Source organism: Mesorhizobium sp. A556 (assembly GCF_054489545.1).
Genome location: NZ_JBTMXA010000008.1, coordinates 71,561 through 92,124, shown reverse-complemented (window position 1 = coordinate 92,124; position 20,564 = coordinate 71,561). Strand labels below are relative to the sequence as shown.

The 20,564-nt window shown below is 62.9% G+C and carries 19 protein-coding genes and 1 pseudogene; 9 read left to right on the top strand and 11 right to left on the bottom strand.

Annotated elements, in window-relative coordinates; genetic code table 11:
* Window positions 1-25 precede the first annotated feature (25 nt).
* Window positions 26-1,108 (top strand): TMAO reductase system periplasmic protein TorT, encoded by a 1,083-nt coding sequence (gene torT / locus ACX3P0_RS16610; RefSeq protein WP_459090137.1) that lies wholly within the window; start codon window positions 26-28, stop codon window positions 1,106-1,108.
* Window positions 1,109-1,162: 54 nt separating this feature from the next.
* Here torT and ACX3P0_RS16605 read toward each other — a convergent pair.
* The 9 genes and pseudogenes from ACX3P0_RS16605 to ACX3P0_RS16565 form a co-directional block, all read right to left on the bottom strand.
* Window positions 1,163-1,734, bottom strand: a pseudogene (locus ACX3P0_RS16605) (IS6 family transposase).
* Between the two features lie 295 nt (window positions 1,735-2,029).
* Complete coding sequence (gene fdhF / locus ACX3P0_RS16600; RefSeq protein ID WP_459090135.1) at window positions 2,030-4,822, bottom strand: formate dehydrogenase subunit alpha; 2,793 nt, start codon at window positions 4,820-4,822, stop codon at window positions 2,030-2,032.
* A 1-nt stretch (window position 4,823) separates the two neighbouring features.
* Complete coding sequence (locus tag ACX3P0_RS16595) at window positions 4,824-6,497, bottom strand: NAD(P)H-dependent oxidoreductase subunit E (RefSeq protein ID WP_459081392.1); 1,674 nt, start codon at window positions 6,495-6,497, stop codon at window positions 4,824-4,826.
* A 155-nt stretch (window positions 6,498-6,652) separates the two neighbouring features.
* On the bottom strand, window positions 6,653-6,892 hold the full coding sequence (locus ACX3P0_RS16590; RefSeq protein ID WP_459081422.1) for a sulfurtransferase TusA family protein: 240 nt from the start codon (window positions 6,890-6,892) through the stop codon (window positions 6,653-6,655).
* A 120-nt stretch (window positions 6,893-7,012) separates the two neighbouring features.
* Window positions 7,013-8,962: a molybdopterin biosynthesis protein gene (locus ACX3P0_RS16585; protein ID WP_459090133.1), complete on the bottom strand. Its 1,950-nt coding sequence runs from the start codon at window positions 8,960-8,962 to the stop codon at window positions 7,013-7,015.
* A gap of 10 nt (window positions 8,963-8,972) precedes the next feature.
* A complete protein-coding gene (locus ACX3P0_RS16580; protein WP_459090131.1) occupies window positions 8,973-10,100 on the bottom strand; it encodes a molybdopterin-binding protein in 1,128 nt (375 codons plus the stop codon).
* A 44-nt stretch (window positions 10,101-10,144) separates the two neighbouring features.
* Entirely contained in the window at window positions 10,145-10,945 is an 801-nt protein-coding gene (locus ACX3P0_RS16575) for an ABC transporter substrate-binding protein (RefSeq protein ID WP_459090322.1), read from the bottom strand.
* A gap of 57 nt (window positions 10,946-11,002) precedes the next feature.
* Complete coding sequence (locus ACX3P0_RS16570; protein ID WP_459090129.1) at window positions 11,003-11,725, bottom strand: ATP-binding cassette domain-containing protein; 723 nt, start codon at window positions 11,723-11,725, stop codon at window positions 11,003-11,005.
* 2 nt (window positions 11,726-11,727) lie between these two features.
* Window positions 11,728-12,420: an ABC transporter permease gene (locus ACX3P0_RS16565; protein WP_459090127.1), complete on the bottom strand. Its 693-nt coding sequence runs from the start codon at window positions 12,418-12,420 to the stop codon at window positions 11,728-11,730.
* Window positions 12,421-12,512: 92 nt separating this feature from the next.
* On the opposite strand from ACX3P0_RS16565, the gene ACX3P0_RS16560 reads away from it, so the two are divergent.
* The gene (locus ACX3P0_RS16560; protein WP_459090125.1) at window positions 12,513-13,388 is read left to right on the top strand and encodes a substrate-binding domain-containing protein; all 876 of its coding nucleotides are present in this window, start codon (window positions 12,513-12,515) and stop codon (window positions 13,386-13,388) included.
* A gap of 26 nt (window positions 13,389-13,414) precedes the next feature.
* Here the strand turns inward: ACX3P0_RS16560 and ACX3P0_RS16555 are convergent, their stop codons facing one another.
* Together ACX3P0_RS16555 and ACX3P0_RS16550 are read right to left on the bottom strand one after the other, a co-directional pair.
* On the bottom strand, window positions 13,415-13,621 hold the full coding sequence (locus ACX3P0_RS16555) for a DUF6494 family protein (protein WP_459081399.1): 207 nt from the start codon (window positions 13,619-13,621) through the stop codon (window positions 13,415-13,417).
* 177 nt (window positions 13,622-13,798) lie between these two features.
* Window positions 13,799-15,838 (bottom strand): 4Fe-4S binding protein, encoded by a 2,040-nt coding sequence (locus ACX3P0_RS16550; RefSeq protein ID WP_459090123.1) that lies wholly within the window; start codon window positions 15,836-15,838, stop codon window positions 13,799-13,801.
* A gap of 104 nt (window positions 15,839-15,942) precedes the next feature.
* Here ACX3P0_RS16550 and ACX3P0_RS16545 point away from each other — a divergent pair, with 104 nt between their 5' ends.
* The 7 genes from ACX3P0_RS16545 (at window position 15,943) to ACX3P0_RS16515 (ending at window position 20,563) form a co-directional block, all read left to right on the top strand.
* Window positions 15,943-16,689 carry a biotin/lipoate--protein ligase family protein gene (locus ACX3P0_RS16545; RefSeq protein WP_459090121.1) on the top strand — a complete coding sequence of 249 codons (747 nt, stop codon included), beginning with the start codon at window positions 15,943-15,945 and terminating at the stop codon, window positions 16,687-16,689.
* Window positions 16,680-17,219: a DUF6505 family protein gene (locus tag ACX3P0_RS16540; protein WP_459090119.1), complete on the top strand. Its 540-nt coding sequence runs from the start codon at window positions 16,680-16,682 to the stop codon at window positions 17,217-17,219. Before ACX3P0_RS16545 ends, ACX3P0_RS16540 begins: the two co-directional genes overlap by 10 nt.
* Complete coding sequence (locus ACX3P0_RS16535; protein WP_459090117.1) at window positions 17,220-18,236, top strand: DUF6352 family protein; 1,017 nt, start codon at window positions 17,220-17,222, stop codon at window positions 18,234-18,236.
* A 9-nt stretch (window positions 18,237-18,245) separates the two neighbouring features.
* Window positions 18,246-18,758 carry a DUF3305 domain-containing protein gene (locus ACX3P0_RS16530; protein WP_459090115.1) on the top strand — a complete coding sequence of 171 codons (513 nt, stop codon included), beginning with the start codon at window positions 18,246-18,248 and terminating at the stop codon, window positions 18,756-18,758.
* Window positions 18,755-19,477 (top strand): DUF3306 domain-containing protein, encoded by a 723-nt coding sequence (locus ACX3P0_RS16525; RefSeq protein ID WP_459090113.1) that lies wholly within the window; start codon window positions 18,755-18,757, stop codon window positions 19,475-19,477. The genes ACX3P0_RS16530 and ACX3P0_RS16525 overlap by 4 nt, the downstream gene beginning before the upstream one ends.
* Before the next feature lie 156 nt (window positions 19,478-19,633).
* Window positions 19,634-20,308 carry a TorD/DmsD family molecular chaperone gene (locus ACX3P0_RS16520; protein WP_459090111.1) on the top strand — a complete coding sequence of 225 codons (675 nt, stop codon included), beginning with the start codon at window positions 19,634-19,636 and terminating at the stop codon, window positions 20,306-20,308.
* A gap of 45 nt (window positions 20,309-20,353) precedes the next feature.
* Window positions 20,354-20,563, top strand: a complete 210-nt coding sequence (locus tag ACX3P0_RS16515) for a formate dehydrogenase (RefSeq protein WP_459090110.1) — start codon at window positions 20,354-20,356, stop codon at window positions 20,561-20,563.
* Window position 20,564: the final 1 nt, after the last annotated feature.

Here is a 20,564-nt window from a genome sequence, read left to right as displayed (position 1 = left end):
GCCCAAGATGTCTAGCCTTATGCAAATGAGGCTCGCCAAATCAATCGCCCATCGCCTGTGCCTGCTCGCCGTTGCCTGCCTGCTGTTCATGGCTGGACACAGCGAGGCCGGAACGTCCACGGAAACCTGGCATCTCGATTCCTGGCAGCCTGCATTCGATTACTCCAAAGCGCCACACACGATAGACTACACGCCGGTGCGCAAAGCCGCCAAACCATGGCGTATCTGCGCCGCCTATCCTCACCTGAAAGACTCCTATTGGGCCAGCGTCAATTACGGCATGGTCGAGCAGGCCAGGGCAACCGGCGTCAGGCTGACGGTCGTCGAAGCTGGCGGCTACCCCAATCTCGAAACGCAGATCGAACAAATCCGCACATGCAGCGTCGATGCCGACGTACTTATCGTCGGCACGGTATCGTATAGTGGCCTCACGCCCACGATCAAGGAAATCGCCCGGCGTATCCCCGTCATTGCCGCCGTAAACGATATCGAGGATGACGGTATAACGGCGAAGGCCGGCGTTTCCTGGGAAGAAATGGGCCGTTCGGTCGGCAACTATCTGGCGCGCCAGCACCCGCGTGGGTCGAGCCCGGTCAAGGTCGCGTGGTTTCCTGGCCCCAAGGGCGCGGGCTGGGTCAAATTCGTCGAAGCGGGCTTCCTGGGCGCCCTGAAGGGAAGTTCCGCCGAGATCGTGGCGGTCAAATGGGGCGACACCGGCTTTGAGATCCAACTCCTGCTGCTCGAGGAGACGCTGGAGGAACATCCCGACATCGACTACATCGTCGGCAGCGCTCTCACCGCCGACGCCGCCGTCAGCCTATTGCGCGCGCAGGGCCGCGACAACCAGGTGAAGGTTCTGGCGGATTATTTCACACACAGCACGTTTCGGGCGATCTACCGGCACAAGGTCGTCGCCGCGCCGACGGACTCGCCCTCGCTGCAGGGTCGCATAGCCATCGATCAGGCGATCCGGGCGATCGAGGGAACGCTGGTCTATCGCCATGTCGGCCCGCCTGTCGAAGTGATCGATCGCAAGAACGTCAATTCGCTGGACCTGGAAAAGAACCTCGCGCCAGCCTGGTTCAAGCCGACATTCAGCGTTCCCTGAGGGGCTCTGTCGCAAACTCGGAATTGAGACACAGAAAGGCTTCCTGCTCAGTTTTCACGCAGCCAGGATTTCAAACTGTTCGACAAGTGACGGTGCTGGATTGTGCGCGTACCTCGCCTGTCGTTTCCGCATCATGTGAACCATTTCAATGCCGCACAGGATAGTCGCAGCGCAGGTGGTCGATTTGAAGCCAAGCATGGACTGGATCCAGCGTTTGATTCGCCGATGGTCTTATTCGACCCGGTTGTTCAAGTATTGGCTTTGCCGGATGCTGATAGGCTTTAATGGCCGTTGCGATTGGTCTCGAAGCCGGCTCTCGCCATCGCAGGCAATGATTGCTTCCCGGTTCGTCTGGCTGCCATCAATGACGATACGGTCTGGTCGGCCATGACGTGCCAGCGCCTTGCGAATGAAGCGTTTGGCAGCCGGCAGGTCACGGTTTTCGCTGAAGAAGAACTCGACCGTGTCGCCCACGCTGTCGACGGCGCGGTAAAGATACATCCAGCGACCGCGCACCCGAACATAAGTTTCATCCACGTGCTACTTGCCGGTGACCGGACGTAAGCCAGACACCACCGTACGCACAGCAGGATTACTGATTGGTCGAAGTGACGGCCACTGAACATCGACGAGCTCCCTGAAATGGAAGAGCCTTCATGCTCCAAATAGCGTTACCGTGCGGTTTGCGACAGAGCCAACCTTGCGCCGAAACGCCCAACGGCTGAGCGCGAGAAGTTCGAAATTCTTGCCGCATAATGGCCGCCTAGCAGGCCTCTCTGCGTACCCATTAAGCCGTGGTAACAAAACCGATGACGGCACCGTGGAGCGCGGTCAACCAGTTCATCGAGGCATTCACGCCGCACGAACTTCGACTGTCCCGGCGGCTTTCAGGCATCCGCCGGGAACGTTTTCACAACGCTGTCATTCGGCAGCTTCGACCGCCTTTGCTGCCGACATAATTCGCGCGGCGCAATATTTGAACTCGGGGATTTTGCCGTATGGGTCGAGCATCGGGTTGGTGAGCCTGTTGGCCGGGCTTTCGTTGAAACAGAAGGGCATGAAGACCATACCGTCTGCGACCTCGCGGTCGGCACGCAGAATTGCCTCGACGGAACCTCGGCGCGTCTCGACCTGGACGATGTCGCCCACGCCAAGACCCTGCCGTTTGATCTCGTAGGGGTTCATGGCGGCGATACCGTAGGGCTCGATGGCGTTGAGTACCCCAGCGCGCCTTGTCATGGCTCCGGTGTGCCAGTGTTCGAGCATGCGTCCGGTGGTCAGCACCAGCGGATACTGCTCGTCCGGCACTTCGGCAGGCGGCGAAAGGTCGGCTGGCACGATGCGCCCGCGCCCGTCCGAGGTCGGGAAGCCGGAGGTAAAGACGATCTCGTTGCCGGGCACGTCCGGGCCATCCGCCGGATAGATGACCGATTCTTCGCGTTCGATGCGCTCCCAGGAGATGTTGGCGAGCGAGGGCATGACATGCGCCATCTCGGTATAGACCTCCGAGACATGGCTGTAGTTCCAGTCGAGACCCATGCCGCGGGCGAGTTCGATGATGATGTCGAGATCCTGGCGTGCCTCGCCGGGCAGATCGAGCGCCGGGCGGCCGATCTGCACCTGTCGGTTGGTGTTGGTGTAGGTGCCCAGTTTCTCGGCGTGCGCCGAAGCCGGCAAGATCACGTCGGCATGCCAGGCGGTTTCCGTCATGAAAATGTCCTGCACCACCAGATGTTCAAGCTTGGCCAACGCTGCGCGGGCATGAATCTGATCCGGGTCCGACATGGCCGGATTTTCGCCCATGACGTACATGCCCTTGATCTCGCCCGCATGGATGGCGTCAATGATCTCCACCACGGTGAGGCCGCGCTTGGGATCGAGCGTCTGCCCCCAGAAGTTCTCGTACTCGCTGCGGATATCGACGTTCTCCACCGACCTGTAGTCGGGATAGTACATCGGGATCAGGCCGGCGTCGGACGCGCCCTGGACGTTGTTTTGGCCGCGCAGCGGATGCAGGCCGGTGCCGGGACGCCCGACCTGGCCGGTAATCAGCGCCAGCGCGATCAGGCAGCGCGAATTATCGGTGCCGTGGGTGTGCTGCGAAACGCCCATGCCCCAGAAGATCATCGAGCGCTCGGACTTGGCATAGGTGCGCGCCACCTCGCGCAGCACCGAGGCATCGATGCCGCAAACCGGCGCCATGGCTTCCGGCGAAAAATCCTTGACCTTCTTCTTGAGCGCTTCGAAGCCGGTCACGTTGGCCTGGATATATTGCTCGTCATAGAGCTTTTCTTCCACGATCACATGCAAAAGCGCGTTCAGCATAGCCACGTCGCTACCCGCCGTGAACTGCAGGAAATGGGTGGCGTGGCGCATCAGGTCCTGACCGCGCGGATCCATGATGATCAGCTTGAGGCCCTTCTTGACCGCCTGCTTGAAATAGGTCGCCGCGACCGGATGGTTGGTGGTCGGGCGAGCGCCGATGATGATGACGCAATCGGCTTTCATGGCATCCATGAACGGTGCGGAGACCGCGCCGGAGCCGACGCCTTCCATCAGCGCGGCGACCGAGGAGGCATGGCAAAGCCGGGTGCAGTGATCGATATTGTTGGTGCCGAAACCCAGGCGGACAAACTTCTGGAACAGATAGGCTTCCTCGTTGGAGCCCTTGGCCGAACCGAAGCCGGCCAGCGCCTGGCCGCCATCCTCCTTGAGGATTTTCTTCAGGCCGCCGGTGGCACGTTCCAGCGCTTCCTCCCATGTTGCCTCGCGGAACACGGTCAACGGGTCGACGTTGCGCAGGTCGATGTCGCCGGCCTTGGGCGCGTCGTCGCGGCGGATCAGTGGCTTGGTCAGGCGATCGGGAGACATGGCATAGTCGAAACCGAAGCGGCCCTTTACGCACAGGCGGTTTTCGTTGGCCGGACCGTTGCGGCCATCGACCTGGACGATCCTGTTGTCCTTGACCGCAACCTTGGTCTGGCAGCCGACGCCGCAGAACGGACACACTGAATCCACGACCCTGTCGAACGCCTGAATGGCGCGGGTCTTGGCGGCGGGGTCCATCAGCGTCTTTTCATAGAGCGCGCCCGTCGGGCAGGCCTGCACGCATTCGCCGCAGGTGACGCAGGTGGAGAGCCCCATCGGGTCATGCATGTCGAAGACGGGGACGGTGTGGTCACCGCGATCGGCCATGCCGATCACGTCGTTGACCTGCACCTCGCGGCAGGCGCGCACGCAGGCGCCACAGGCGATGCAGGCGTCGAGATTGACGGCAATGGCCGGGTTGGAAATATCGAACTCGGCCACTTCGGCGGCGTCGAATTTGGACGGATAGCGGCTGCTGCCCGAAATCCCCATCGATGAGGCCCATTGCCAGAACGCCGACTGGTTGTCGGGACCGTCATTGGCCGGACGCATATTGCTGGCGAGCAACTCGAATACCATTTCGCGCGATTTTTCCGCGCGCTCGGTGTCGGTCTTGACCACCATGCCCTTGGTCGGCTTGCGGATGCAGGAGGCAGCCAGAACGCGCTCGCCTTCGATGTCCACCATGCAGGCGCGGCAATTGCCGTCGGTGCGGTAGCCCGGCATGTTGACGTGGCACAGATGCGGGATTTCATTGCCTTCGCGCTTGGCAACGTCCCAGATTGTTTCGGCTTCGGCAGCCGTGACCGGTTTACCGTCAAGGGTGAATTGGATTGTGCCCGCCATCTCAGAGCTCCTCACGGAAGTGCGTCAACAGGTGGTTGACCGGGTTTGGCGCGGCCTGGCCCAGGCCGCAGATGGACGCATCGCGCATCACGGATTCGAGGTCGCGCAGAGCGGTCTCGTCAAGTGCGCCGTCCTTCTGCAACAGCGCCACCATCTTGCCGGTACCCTCGCGACAGGGCGTGCACTGGCCGCAACTCTCATGCTTGAAGAACTTAAGCAGGTTGAGCGTTGCTGCCTTGGCGCTGTCGTGATCGGAGAACACGACAATGGCATGCGAGCCGACAAACGCGCCTTGCTTGGCCAGTTCGCCGCCGAAATCGAGCGGGATGTCGCCCATCGAAGCCGGCAGGATACCGCCCGAAGCGCCTCCTGGCAGATAGGCCTTGAAGGTGTGGCCGTCTTCCATGCCGCCGCAATGTTCCTCAATCAGTTCGCGCACGGTGATGCCGGCCGGCGCCATCTTGACGCCGGGGTTCTTCACGCGGCCCGAAACCGACCACGAGCGGATGCCCGGATGGCCGGGCTTGCCGAGGCCGGCAAACCATTCGGCGCCCTTTTCGACGATGTCGCGGATCCACCAAAGCGTTTCGATATTGTGGTTGAGCGTCGGGCGGCCGAACAGGCCGACCTCGGCGATATAGGGCGGGCGGTTGCGCGGCAGGCCGCGTTTGCCCTCGATCGACTCCAGCATCGCGCTTTCCTCGCCGCAGATATAAGCGCCGGCACCACGGCGAAGCTCGATAAAGCCCGGCTCGGCAATGCCGGCCGCTTCCAGCGCGGCGATCTCGGTGCGTAATATATGCAGCACCGCCGGATATTCGTCGCGCATGTAGAAATAGATGCGTTCGGCCTCGACAGCATGGGCGGCGACCAGCGCGCCTTCCAGGGTACGGTGCGGATCGCGCTCCAGATAGATACGGTCCTTGAACGTGCCCGGTTCGCCCTCGTCGCCATTGATCGACATCAGCCGCGGCCCGGCATAGGAGCGCACGAACTCCCATTTCTTGCCGGCCGGGAAACCTGCTCCGCCAAGGCCGCGCAGGCCGGCGCTCTGCATGGTTTCCATCAGCGCGTCGGCTGTCACTTCGCCCTTGCGCATCTGCTCAAGCAGTTGGTAGCCGCCTTCGGCGCGATAGGCCGCAAGCCCGGTATAGGTCGGTACTTTCACCCCGGTGTCGCCAGTTGCCGCCATCTTGAGCAGGCCCTCAACCGTGGCGCGGTCAACCTCTCTGTCGCCGATGCGGGCAGCAGGCGCGCCCGCGCATCGGCCCATGCAAGGTGCACGCACCACGCGCACCGCGGATGGATCCGCGCCCTTCTGCAAAGCGGCGACCAGCGTCTCGGCTCCGGCCAGCATGCAACTTACCGAATCGCAGACCCGGATGGTGAGCGCCGGCGGCGGCGTTTCGCCTTCCTTGATTACATCGAAATGATCGTAGAAAGAGGCGACCTCATAGATTTCGGCCTGCGCCAGCTTCATCTCGTGCGCCAGCGCTCGCAAATGCCGCGCCGACAGATGCCCATAGCGGTCCTGAATCAGGTGCAGGAACTCAATCAAAAGGTCGCGCCGCCGCTCCCGGTTGGTCAAAAGACCCTGAATCTCGCCGAGGGCGGAATCGTCCAGCGGCCGCCCTTTGGGGCCGCGATCTTTCCGCCGCCTTTCCTGCATCGTCATGTCCTGATCTCCCCCGAGCGAAACGCCCGTTTCCTTTAAAGACATTTCGCACGGGCCAGGGTGTTGAACATGAGGCAAGATATATTCATTACACGACCAGCGAGAGTCCTATCGCTTAGCATCAAAACGCCGCAGGAGGCCGTTGTGCAACCCTGTCATGTTGTCGCTGCCTGTATTTTCTCGATCAGGAACACCAAGCGATCGCCGTCGCGTTTCGTCGATTGAAGGCTCTCGCCCATTTCATCGAGCAAATTCGGGATATCAATGATCGCCAGCGGATCCGTGCAATGCACCTCCAGCCGCTCGCCTGGGTTCAATCCCTTGAGAGCCTTGCGGGTTTTCAACGCCGGTAAAGGGCATTTCAGGCCCGTAAGGTCGAGTATGGTCGTTGTCATGGTCAAAGACATGATGCCCACCTTGCAAACCTGTCGTCAACCAACACCTTTATTCGGCCTATGCCGGAATCCTGGGCAACCTGGCCGAACCGAGCGACTTGCAGCGCTGTTGGCCGATCGTTAAATGGCCCGACCGAACCCCGCCCGCTCCAGCGCTTCCTTCATGTCGGGCGACACCAAGGCGGCAAGGAATGCCTGCACCGCCGGCTGCTCCTTGCGGTCCGAAACCAGCGCGAAATCATAGTGTTCCTGCATCAGCGGTATGAAACCGAGCCCGGCCGCATGCGCCACCGGCTCTATCGTGACGCCCCAGTCGGCGCGCTTCTGGACGACCGCGGCAGCGACGGCATTGTGCGAGCGCGGTTGGTTCCAGTAGCCATCGGGGCGTGAAGGGCCGAGCAATTGGTCGATTAGGATGCGCGTGCCGGCGCCCTGGTTGCGATTGACCATCATGCATTCGGGATCGGCTAGAGCCGCTTGCACCGCCTCCTCTATGCTGCGGCCCTCGAAGCGCTCGTCGCCGGGACGGAATACGAGACCCTGCATGCGCCGCCAGCCCGGCACGAGTTCGACGCCATCGCTGAGGAACGGCGTGTTGTAGGCCTGCGTTGCCGGATCGAAGAGATGGATCGGTGCAAGATCGCACTCACCGCGTTTGGCGGCGGCAAGGCCGCCCAGGCTGCCGACAGCCAGCGAACGCACTGAAACCCCGTCGCGCGAGAGTTTTCCTATGACCAGGTCAAGGCCGGTGCAATGACTGCCAATGACAACGAGATCGGGCACGCGCACCTGCGGCGTGAATAGGGTCACCGGCACTTTCTTGCCCGCCGGCAGGTGATCGGCCAGGGCTTCGATGCGGATGAAACCATCGGCCTGGGCGAAGGAGGTGATGGCGCCCGAGCCCTTGCCGGTCGTATAGGCCGTAAGCCCATCGCGTCCTTGCACCAGCGAGACCATGACGAATTCTGTGCGCCCGAGTTCGGACGCGACGCGCAAAGGAAGCCGCGCACTCACCTGCGCATCTATACGCGGCGGCAGCCCCGCCATGCGCCGCAATACGGGCACCACCATGTCGTGGAAGGTGAACATCGCCGAGGTAGGGAACCCCGGCAGAATGATGACCGGCTTGCCGTCGCACACCGCCAGGCAAAGTGGTTTTCCGGGCTTGAGCGCAACGCCGTGGGCGATGATGCCCGGCTCTCCGAGGCGGCTGATGATACGATAGCTGACATCTCCGGCCCCCTTTGAGGTGCCGCCGGACAGAATCAGCACGTCATGGGCTGCGAGTGCCGCGCGCATCGCCTTCTCGAGCCTGGCTTCGTCGTCCGCAAACGCCCCGAGAAAATGGGCATCGCCCCCGTTCTCGGTGATCGCCGCGCTGATGATAGGCCCGTTGGCATCGTAAATGCCGGCCGGCCGCAGCGGCTCGCCCGGTTGCACGAGTTCATCGCCTGTGGAGAGGACCGCCACGCGCAGTTTGCGAGCCACCGTCACCTGTGCGGTTCCGCAGGCAGCCAGCATTCCTATCTCGCGCGCGCCGATTACCGTCCCGGCCCGCAGCACGACCTCGCCGCGCGCCATGTCCGAGCCGGCGCCGGAGATGAATTGTCCGGGCAAGACGGCACGCCCCACTTCGATGCCCTCCGCCTCCATCGGGTGGGTATGCTCTACCATGACGATCGCGTCGGCACCGCGCGGCAGCGGCCCGCCGGTAGCGATAGCGGTGGCGGTTCCTGGCAGAACCGGGAGTTGCGGGACGTGGCCGCAGGCAATCGTCTCCCCGTTGAGCGTCAGCCGAACGGGTTGCAGTTCGGAAGCGGCGGCCAAGTCTGCTGCGCGCACCGCAAATCCGTCGACGTTAGAACGGTCGAATGGGGGAACATCGACCTGTGCCGTTACGTCTTGTGCAAGCGCAAGACCGAGCGTGTCGGCCAAAGCCCGTTCCTCGGCTGGTACCGGCCGAGGAAACAGCGCGGCTTCAAAGCGCGCCAGGGCTTCTTCGCGTGACAATATCGTCAGAAACTGTTCCTGCCCGGCGTTCTGCGGGATTGGAGGCGGAGACTTCATCATGACGGCCAGTTCAGTTCGAATTGCGGAGCGGCATGGCAGCGATGGGTGTGCCGACGGGATATCCCTCGCTATCGCCCGGCACTGCAAGCCAGGCATCGGCAAGCCGCATGGCTTCCAGCGAAAAGTCGCCGATGGCAAGTGGCGTCCACATATCCTGTTCTCTGCCGAGCAGGACGACCTCGCTGATCCCGACCGTGGACGAAATCTTGCGCGAGAGCGGCAGGATAGTGCCCGTCCGCTCGCACCGACCCGACAAACGGTCAAGGACCGGCTGGACGAGGGCAAGAAAACCCGCGAAGGCTTGGTCGGGCGAGCCGGCCAAAGCGACCAATGGCGTGTTGCCGAACCGCCCGATCGCCGTGCTTCCGCCGGGCCGCACGGCAACCCGATGCGCAATCAAGGCACCGCGAAGCGCAAGCGCTTCGGCAGTCACATCGGTGCGGCCTTCGCCAGTGCCTCCAATCAGGAGAAGCACATCGCAATCCTCGTCAGTAAGCGCAGCAGCAATCGAGGCGGCATCGCGCGCCGTGATCTCTATCGCCGCAATTGTCGCGTTCGAGGCCGTCAGACACTCCGTGACAAGCCGCTTCGAAAACGTCCCGTAGTCGCTAGCAGCGACATCGATCACGCGGACGCGCGGACTGCGAACGGCAAGCTGGCCAAGCCCCACCTTGCGCGCGACCAGCAGGTCGGTGGCGCAGATCAACCGTCCTTCAAGCGTCGGCGAGCGGCATGCCGCCATGTCCTCGCCCGTGCGGCGCACGCCCTTGCCGGGTGCGACTTCGCCGACAGCCTGGGCCATCGGGCCAACAAAATCGACCATATCGGCATGGAGCACGCAGTCGCAACCTGGCGGCATGACATCGCCGATTTCCACCCACGCCGGGGCGTCCGCAAGCCCCACGGGCGAATAGGCAGATGCCCCCGTAAGCTCAAGGGCGCGACATGCCCAGCCGTCCGTGGCGGCAATGTCTCGCGCAGGCTGCGCCGGTGCGACCGCTGGCATCTCGGCAGCGATGCGACCAAGTGCCTGGTCGAGTGGTACAAAGCGGGGAGCGACCGGCGCGAGGTCGTCGAGAAGGGCTGTGCGCGCTGCTTCCAGGCTTATCAGCACACCGGTCGGGGGAGGAGTCGGCATCATGCCCGATAATGGGACAGATGCCGACCGCATTGCAACAGACGTCAGGAACGCTCGCCGCTTGCGTTCGGGAAGAAAAGTTGCTGACCGTCGATCTTGTAATCGCCGATCGCCTTCTGGCCCTCGGGCGAGAGCAACCAGTCGATAAACGCCTGACCGGCCTTCACCTTGACGTTCGGGTGCTTTTCCGGGTTCACCAGCATGACGCCATACTGGTTGAACAGCCGCTTGTCGCCCTCGACCATAACGGCCAGATCGCCGCGATTCTTGAACGACAGCCAGGTGCCACGATCGGAAAGGACGTAGGCGTTCATGGCGGATGCCGTGTTGAGGGCGGCGCCCATGCCCTGGCCGATATCCTTGTACCACGGCCCTTTCGCCGTCTCGATGTCGACGCCGGCGGCCTTCCACAGTTTGAGTTCGGCGGAATGGGTGCCCGACCTGTCGCCGCGCGAGACGAACGGCGCTTGCTTGGTTTCGATGGCGACCAGAGCGGCCGCGATGTCCTTCGTGCCGCCGATGCTGGCCGGGTCGCTTTTCGGCCCGATCAGCACGAAGTCGTTGTACATCACGTCGAAGCGCTTGACGCCGAAGCCTTCCTCGAGGAATTTTTCTTCCTGTGCCTTGGCATGGACGAACACCACGTCGGCATCGCCACGGCGCGCGGTGTCGAGCGCCTGACCGGTGCCCTGCGCCACGACCTTGACCTCGATGCCGGTCTTCTTCTCGAACAGCGGCAGAATGTGACCGAACAGGCCCGAATCCTGCGTGGACGTCGTCGATGCGACGACGATCGACTCGCCCTCGGCCAGCGCAGGCGCAGCACCTGCAAGCACGACAAGCATTCCAAGGGTTGAGAACAGTCGGCGGCGGTTCAGCATTTCAATCTCCGTTCAGGTCAATCAAAGGACGAGGTCGCCGCGGACGAAAGCCGCGGCTTGCGGCGTTGCGGGGCGGTCCAGGAAATCGGCGGCATCGGCATGCTCGACGAGGCCGCCCCGGACCAGGAACACGACATCTCCAGCAAGCCTGCGCACCTGCCCAAGATCGTGCGAGGCCATGACGATCTTGGTGCCCGACTGAGCCGCCGCCAGCACGATTTCCTCGACGAATCGCGTGGCCGCGGGGTCCAGGCTGGCCGTCGGTTCATCGAGTAGAAGAACTTCCGGCTGTCGCGCCAAGGCACGGGCGAGCGCCAGCCTTTGCTGCTCGCCGCCCGACAAGCGGCGCGCGGGCCTCGAAGCGAAATCCCGCAGACCGACACTATCGAGTAGTTCTTCCGTGCGCCGGGCACGCAAGCCGCGCGGACAACCGGCGTGGGCCAGTGCATAGGCGATGTTCGCGGCAGCCGAACGCCGCAACATCACCGGCTTCTGAAACAGGATCGCTCGGCGTCCGGGGCCGGTATCCATCTGCCCACCCCACGTCACCGCGCCCCGCGAGGGCCCGAGTAAGCCCATGCACAGCCGCAGCAGCGACGTCTTTCCCGATCCGTTAGGGCCGACAACAAGAGTTGGCGCTCCCGGCCCGATGGTCAGGCTTATGCGGTCGAGTATGGTCGTCGCGCCGGCGCTCAGCGACACGTCGTCGAAAGCAAGGGGAAGATCGCTTGCGGTGGCGCGCATCGCTAACCGGCTCTTTCCACGGCCCACAACCGCACGCCCCAGGCCGCCGCATTGATCAGCAGGATGAGGAATATCAGGATGATGCCGAGCCCCATCGCAAGGGAAAGATTTCCCTTGGAGGTTTCGAGCGCGATCGTGGTGGTCATGGTCCGGGTAAAGCCGTCGATATTGCCGCCGACGATCATCACTGTACCGACTTCGGCGGCAGCCCTGCCGAAGCCTGCAAGCAAGGCGGTGACGAGGCTGAAGCGGCTGTCCCAGAGAAGCGTGGCGACCCGGCTGGCCTGTCCGACCCCCATCGCGCTCAGTTCCTCGCGGTATTCGAGCCATAGGTCCTCGACCGTCTGGCGTGTCAGCGCGGCAATGATCGGCAGCACCAGCAACGCCTGCGCGATGACCATTGCAGTCGGCGTGAAGAGGAGACCGAACTCTCCCAGCGGCCCGGATCGCGATAGCAGCAGATAGACGGTCAGGCCGACCACAACGGGCGGCAGACCCATGAAGCCGTTCAACACCACGACGATTGCCGCGCGGCCGGGAAATCGGGTCAGCGCGAGAATGGCGCCGAGCGGCAGGCCGACGACCACCGCGGCGGCGACGGCCGTCAGGCTGACAGCCAGCGACAGCCTGACGATCGCGAACAAGGTCGCATCACCGGACGCGATGAGGTGCCACGCACTGATAGTTTCCGACATAAATCATTTCGCCCGCTTTTCCCTTTTTCCTGTGTTTCTTCCATCAAAGTCAAATTGTTGAATCAAAGCCTAAATATGCATATAAATGCAGGATGAAACTTCTGACGACATCTGAAGCCGCCGACTATCTTCGCCTGGGAGAGCGCAAGCTCTACGAACTCGTCGCGGAGGAGCGCATTCCATGCAGCAAGGTGACGGGCAAATGGCTGTTTCCACGCCATGAACTCGACCGCTGGGTCATGTCGGGATTGGCGCGGCCTGCAGGAATGGTCCCGCTCGAACCGCCACCCATCGTCGGGGGGAGCCAGGATGACATGCTCGAATGGAGCCTTCGCCAGTCAGGCTCGGGGCTTGCCACGCTAGCCGAGGGCACCGAAGGCGGCGTTGCGCGGCTGCTGCGGGGAGAGGTCGCGGCCGCCACGATCCATTTCCATGGCGAGGCCGTCGATTCAAATGTCGCGGCGGTGGCCGCCATGCCACGGCTTTACGACGCGGTACTGGTCGGCTTCGTCCGCCGCGAGCAAGGCCTGTTGCTGCCTCCGGGCAATCCCAGATCGCTCGACAGCCTGAATGACGTACTGGCAAGCGGCGCCAGGATGGCCGGTCGGCAACGCGGTGCCGGGGCGGATATGCTGCTTACGCTGCTTTTGGCAGAAGCCGGCGCGACCCATGGCGATCTCAATCGCCTTGAGCCGCCTTGCCTTACCGGTCCCGACCTTGCAGCCGCGGTGCGGACCGGCCGGGCGGATTGCGGTATCGCCACGCGCGCCGCCGCACACATCGCCGGCCTGGAGTTCGTGCCGCTGCTGTGGGAGAATTTCGACCTGCTCCTGCGGCAGCGGACCTATTTCCAGCCGTCATTCCAGGCGCTACTGGATTTCCTGCCGCAACAGGCCTTCGCCGACCGTGCGGTCGAACTTACAGGGTATGACACCAGCCAAGCCGGCAAGATCCGTTTTTTCAAATAGGCGGGAGCGCAACGGCACTTCTCGTCTCATTCGAGATCGATCTCGCCTTCCACGACATGATGCAGACCGGCGGGCTCGGACGTGATGACGGCTTTCACGACCAGCTTCCCTTGTCCTTTCAGGCCTTTTTGCTCCACCGCTTTCTCGATCGCCTGCTGCGAGGTCACGCCGACCTGCTTGAGGAATTTGCGCATGGAGACGTTGAAGGGATCGGTTTCCATATTCTTGATCATAGCACTGCCTCGAACACGTGAACGGGTAAGGACGATCCGGCAGGCTCGTTCCTGCAACGGATGCCGCCGCCAGTCGAGCATGGAACAGCCTGGCGTGCAATCAAAGCGATGCCCACGATCCGCTACCCCAGTAATACGCTGCTATTGTTTGCAGGCCGAAACCCGCTACCACTGAACTCAGACCAGTTTGTTTGCCGACTCGTCGCGCGCCCGCAAATAATCCTCCGTCGTTCGCGGAACTGGGCGGCTTGACGCTTCGTAAGGGTCGAAACCTTCGGTCATGACCGCTTCGACACGACAGTTATCGCACATGCGCACGACGTCGAGCCGCCTTGCATTCTCGCCGGCAAACATCCAGTGCTTGCCTTCCAGCTTGGCCACGATGCGCTCGACGGTGCTTTTCGTCCCGAACGGCGTGTCGCAGCGGATGCAATGGAAGGGCTCCTCCTGCTTGACCACCCGGCGCGGCGCTTTCCAGGCTTGGAAGTCCAGTTGTGGCTCGAGCGTGATGGCCTTTTCCGGGCAAGTCGAGGCGCAGAGCCCGCACTGGACGCAGGCGCTCTCGGTAAAATACAGGGCCGGCTTTTCCTCGCTGTCGGAAAGCGCGCCCGTTGGACAGGCCGACACGCATGAAAGGCACAGCGTGCAGGCTTCGACATTGACGTCGAGCCCGCCAAACGGCGCGTCCACCGGTAATCCTGTGCGCGCTACCGGTGTTGGTGCGGCCTCGTACAGTTCGATCACCGAACTTTTCAGCAGGCTGCGTTTGTCACCGAGCGGCAGGAAGGTCGCGGGCTTTCGTTGGGGCGCATCCGGTGTCATCTGGCCCAGCGCCGCTTCCAGAATATCGGGATCGTCCGCTTCGATCACGCCGCAGACATCTTCTCCGTAACCCAGTGCTTTTCCAAGAAGATTGGCGATGGTGACGTTTCTGGCGAGGCCAGTCAGGTCGTGTTTGGCCTTCGACGAAGCGAGCGCCCTGACCGCCACCGCCCCCCAGGCGACGGGCGCGGTCCACGCTTCGACCCCCAATTGCGTTATTTCGTTTACGGCGACCGGCAGCACATTGGCGGGCAGCCCCGGGCCGAAGCGCGCCAGCGCATCGATGAGCGGTTCGCCATGATCGCCATCATGAAACAGCACAATCGGATTACTGCCACCTGCTTCTCGAAAGGTGAGCAGCAGCGTGCGCAGCCGCCGGAGTTGGGCTTGCGCATCCGGGAATGCGTAGGCAGCGGCCCCGGTCGGACACACGGCCGCGCAACTGCCACAACCGGCGCAGACATCCGCATCGATCGCGACATGGTCGCCGGCGGGCGTGATCGCACCCGTCGGGCACAGGTCGAGGCAACGCGTACAGCCGGTGATATGCGAGCGCGAATGGGCACACAGATCGGCGGAAAACTCGATGTAGCGGGGCTTGTCGAATTCCCCGACGAAACCGGTGGCCTTGGCGATCGCGGCAGCGAGGCCGGCGCGGTCAGCCGGATCAGCCCTGAGATAGCCGGCGCGCAGTTCGTGGGCCGGAAACAGGGGAGCGTTGCCAGAAAGGTCGAGAATTACTTCCGCTTCCGATAGCGCGCCATCGCGCGGTACGCCGAAGCGCAGGCGCTCGCGCGACGACGGCGACGGAATCGCGAAGTTGTCGATCGTCAGTTCGAAGGCGCCCAGATGCCCGCGCGCATTGCGGATCGTGCCCTGAACGACAGGGAAATCCCACACGCGGTTGGGTACAACATCGTCCGGCCGGGTCAGCAGTACCGTGACATCCATCGTGTCGGCAAGTTGCCGTCCAGCTTCGATCGCCGCGTCGTCCCGGCCATAGACGAGCACGACGCCGTTGCTCGCAAGCGTAACGTGTGCCGGCGAATTGACCGGTTCCGCCGCCATCGCCACGAGTGCCGCTGCCTTCGGTCCGGCGGATGCGCCTTGCTTCGACCAGCCTGCCGTCTCACGGATGTTGACAAAAGCAAGCTCGCCCGCAAAGCCGACATCCTGGGCGACCTCAAGGAAAAGCGGCGCTTGCTGCGTGCAGGCAATCGTAACGGCTTCGCCTGCACTCAACGCGCTTTTGACGCGTTCGAGTTCGGCGCCGCAGAACTGATTTCCGGATTGGACCTGGGCGCTCGCGCATCCACGGGCCACGCTGTTGCCGAAGTCCGGCATGCTGCGTTCACAGGAGCAAACGAAGACCGTGCGTGGTTTGTCCGGGTTCATGGCTTTCCTCCCCGCATCGCGGCGACGCCAACTGCGGTAGCGTCTCCACCCGGGACGCATTATAAGGACAAAAGGCCCGCCGTCATCAGAAATGGACCGGCATCATGTTTCAGCACGCTTCGGTGACAGACGACCCTATCGACCTGCCGCCGCCGTACAGCCTCATCACGTTGCGCGAATCCGGCGACGCTTTCGCGCATGCTTGCGCCATTGCCGAAGAACGGGGGGCAGGAACGCTGGTCTGGGTGCGCCGCCAGGACCTGGTCGAATTCGCGGTCGTTCTGGAGCCCGAAATTCCGCTCGCGCAGGCGCGCCTGGCCATCTATGCCGGCATGAACGCGCTGGCCGATGCGCTCGCCACGCATGCGCCGCCGTCGCGCCCTGTCTCCTTCGACTGGCCGGACGCCATCCGCGTCGACGGGGTTCTGGTTGGCGGTGGACGGCTGGGCTGGCCTGAGGGAACGGGCGAGGCCGAGATACCGGCCTGGCTCGTCTTCTCGGCCATGATCCGCACTTCGGCCGTCCGCGTCGACGAGGCTGGCCTGCGGCCGCTGTTCGGCGCGCTCGACGAACTGGGCTTCGAAGCCATCGACGCCGGCGGGATCCTTGCCAGCTTTTCGCGCCACCTGATGGTTGGGTTCGATGAATGGAAAGAGACCGGCTTTGCGCCGCTGGCCAGGCGCTGGCTGGACCGTGTGTCGCCGGGGGGGCATGATGCGCGGATCGCCGACAACGGGGATCGGCTGGTTCAGGCGAAACCCGGTCAGGTACCCGCCACAAGGCAAAATCTGGCGGAGGCGCTTGCGTCCTGCTCCTGGCTCGATCCCGCGACGGAAATGCCATGGCTTTGAAACTGCCACGCACCATTCGCCTCGACCCTTCCGATACGTTCGTCTATTCGCGCGCCGCTGAACCGGGCGAATGGGCGGTAACCGGCACATTCCTTTTCTTCAACACCGACCCCGAAATCCTCACCGGCAAGGAACGACAGGCTTTTCGCGCCGGCTTCCTCGGCATCGACAGCTTCGGCTGGTCCACCCTCGCGGTCGTGACCGAGGTAAGCGCGCAGGAACGCGCGGCGGCAGTCGAGCGCCTGGCCGAACAGCTAGTCGCGCATTGCGGGGCGCCCGATCTCGATACCGCACGCTCGGCCGCTGAAGAAGAAGTCGCTTTTGCGCAATCGCTTTGCGATCACCCGCCTAACACCCTGCTTGCCCTCCACCGCGCCAGCGAGCAGACTGGCATCCGGGAGTCGTTTCGTACCCTTCATCAGAAGGTGGGCCGGCTCGATATGGCGACGGCATTCCGCGTCATCGAGATCGACGAAGAAGACGGTCCCATGGAAGAACTCGATATCCGGGCATTGGCGGGAAAGCACTAAGTGAAGGATTTCTGGATTTCTTCGGGCCACCATCTCCTTGATCGGGATGAGGCAGGCCGGCTTGTTTTGACCGATGCCTTCCTCAAGGCTTATCTGGCGCGGTCGGAACTGCTTCCGCCGGAAGAGGCGTGCGAAGCGGAACTTCGGCTCCACCATGAACTTCTGATGCATCATCCGCGCCGTCCGGTCGGGCAGAGCGAGATTGACGCGCTGGACGACCCGGACGCACGGGAGAACTGGGCCTTTATGATCGCCTTCCGTGATCGGCTTATCGCCGCGCCCTCGCTTGAAGCCGCCTATCTGCAACTGGTGCGCGGTTCGGCGGCCGACACGCCTCCGCTTTTCATGAACCAGCTTGCACAGGTGGTGCTGCGCAATGCGCTCGACGGCATAAACGAACCCGCTGTGCTGCGTGCGGCCGAACTGTTCTATCGCACGCAGCGGGCAAGCTTCCACGAAGGAGCGCTGCTGCTTGCCGATGCGGAAACCATAGAGGTTCACGAGCAGAACCGCCACGCCTCGCCGCTCTTGAGCATGCTCGGCGGGCCAGCCGTTACCGAACTCGATATCCTCGAGGAGGAAAATGCCGGCAGCTATTTCGGCAGAAGCGACGCCTTCGACATGGTGCTCCGTCTCGGGCCGGCCGACAGCGCGGCACGGCTCGCCATCGCTGCTGCGATGCAAGCCTGGATACGGCATCTGCTCGCCGTTGAGGTGACGATCGAACCGGTCGAGCGGATAGAGGACGACAACTGGGCGTGGTTCGTCGGCCTGGACGCCGAGGCGACGCGCATCGGCAATGCGCTGTGGCGAGGCGAGGAACTCGACCCCGAGACGGCCGAGCGCATCATAGCGTTATTCCGGCTCAGTTTTTCCGACATGGGCGAAGTCAGCCCGGAAGTGGGGTCGCAGCCGATTTGGCTGATCCTGGCGATGACGCCCGACCGAACGATCCGCATGAAGCCGCAAAATCTCATCGTCGGCCTGCCGCTTCGCGCCGTGGCACCTGCGAGTTAGGAGTGCTGCATGGCACGGGAAACGGTAGAAATTGGTGTCGTCGTGGAGCGGCGGACTCTGGACAACCCGTGGGTCGATCACGCCTGGGTGCCTGTCGCAGTGCTGGTGGGCGCGCCGGCCGCGACGCCATGGACGGTCCTGGAACAGACGGCTAAGCTTGTACGGTATTATGCGGGAACGTTCGCGATCGAATTCTTCGGAACGGACACGACGATGTACAGGGAAAATCTGCGTTCGCAACGGCCCAGCCTCTGGATCGCGCTCCGGCACACAGATGCGGCTCCCGGCGTCGTGGTGCGTCTGGTGACGGCAGATTCATCCGAAGCCGAGGCGCTGACGGCGACCGACACGGACATCGTCGATGCCGTTCCCATGCCGGTCGAGATACAGCAACGCCTTGCCACATTCGTGGAGGCGCATCACGTCGAACGGCCGTTCGTCAAGCGCAAGCGTGACCGGGCAGACCCGGAAGCCATGGCCAGGCGAGGTCCTGGTCCAGATCACAGGGACGACGAGGAATGACCGGTGGTGACGACAATATTCTTGCCCGCTGGTCGCGCCGCAAACTGGCCACACGGCTCGATGAAGCGCCTGCGCCCCAAGACGCGGAACACGCATCAGGCGAGATCGCCGCAGGGGACGACACGCCCGTTCCAGAATCCAGCCTGTCCGAGACGGAAGCAGAGGAGCTTGACGCGGAGGTGGTGGAGTCCCTTCCGCGCGTCGAAGACCTGACGGCCGAAAGCGACGTTATGGCTTTCCTGAAAAAGGGCGTGCCCATGGCGCTGAAGCGGGCTGCCCTGCGCAGGATATGGTCGCTCGACCCCGGAATCCGCGACTATGTCGGCCCATCGGAATATGCCTGGGACTTCAACCAGCCAGGCTCGATGGCAGGGTTCGGCCCGCTCGACGCGAAGGAAACCGTCGTCGGTTTCCTGTCGAAAGCGGCGCGTGCCATCGATACCGCTACGAAACCGGTCGAAGGCGCACAGGGAGCCGGTGCGTCGCAGGAACAACCCAGTGATGCGGCGCCCACCATCGAGGAGTCGGAGGTTTCGCCGGCGGAGCGACCGCCTTCGGATGAGATGCCTGGAGCGGAGCCACTACCTGTCGTCGCGGGAGCAGATGTCAGCTTGTCGGTCGAAGGAGAGGCACGCTCGCTTTTGCTGGTTGGGAGCAGTTCATCCCAGCTTCCCGAGCCCTTCGCCCGACCCCGCCACGGCGGGGCGATGCCGCGCTGACCGGCATTCGCCGAAGGCATTTAGGGAGGGTAAGAATAGCAAAGAGACGTCATATGTAGCCATATGCAATAGCCTGCAAGACCGGACTGTTGCATTCACTGGCTGTCTGGTTACTATGGGTGACCCAATCGCAGGCAACGCAGTCAAGGTCAGACAATGAACCCAGACTTGCCTTTAGGTCAGGCACGAGAACGGTCGGATGAAGCGAATGCTTCGATCTTCGGCGTAAGCACGACGACTGTTCTCGACGACATCGACAAGGCCCGGTCGGACGAATACGCCCTTCTCGCCTCGCTTTTGATCACGCCGCCCGATAGCAGCCAACTCTCTCGGCTTTCATGCTTGCAAGACAACGGCGATACGCCGCTTGGCCGCGCCCACAATGCACTTGCGCAGGCAGCGGCATCGACCTCCCCGGAGGCGGTCAAGCGCGAATATTTCGAGCTGTTTATCGGCGTGGGACGCGGCGAGCTTCTTCCCTACGCGTCCTATTACCTCACCGGTTTCCTCAACGAGCGGCCGCTTGCGCGCCTGCGCGGCGACATGATCCGCTTCGGCATCGCGCGCGCCGATGGCCATTGCGAACCTGAGGATCATCTCGGCAGCATATGCGAGATGATGAGCGGCTTTGCCAGCAATCGCTTCAGTATTTCAGGCGGTGAAGAGCAGCACTTCTTCGAACGCCATGTCGAGCCGTGGGCCGCGCGTATCTTCGGCGATCTCGAAAGCGCGAAAGCCGCCAAATTCTACCGGTCGGTCGGCACGGTCGGGCGGCTTTTCATCGAGATCGAAAGCGAAGCGTTCGCCATGGAGGCGCGACGAAGCGCATAGACGCATGCCGGGGCGCAATGCCCCCGCTAAGTGGGAGGGTGGAAGATGCAGGACAAGCAGCAAGCGGCATTGAGCCGACGCAACTTCCTTAGGGCATTCGGCGGCGCATCGACCGCCGCTGTCGCGACGGTCGCGCTCACCCCCACCGAGGCGCTTGCCTATGATCCCGGCACCGAGGAGATGCGGGCTCGCTATCAGGAAACCGATCACATCAAGGCCTACTATCGCGTTAATCGCTATCCCGAGCACAAGTGAG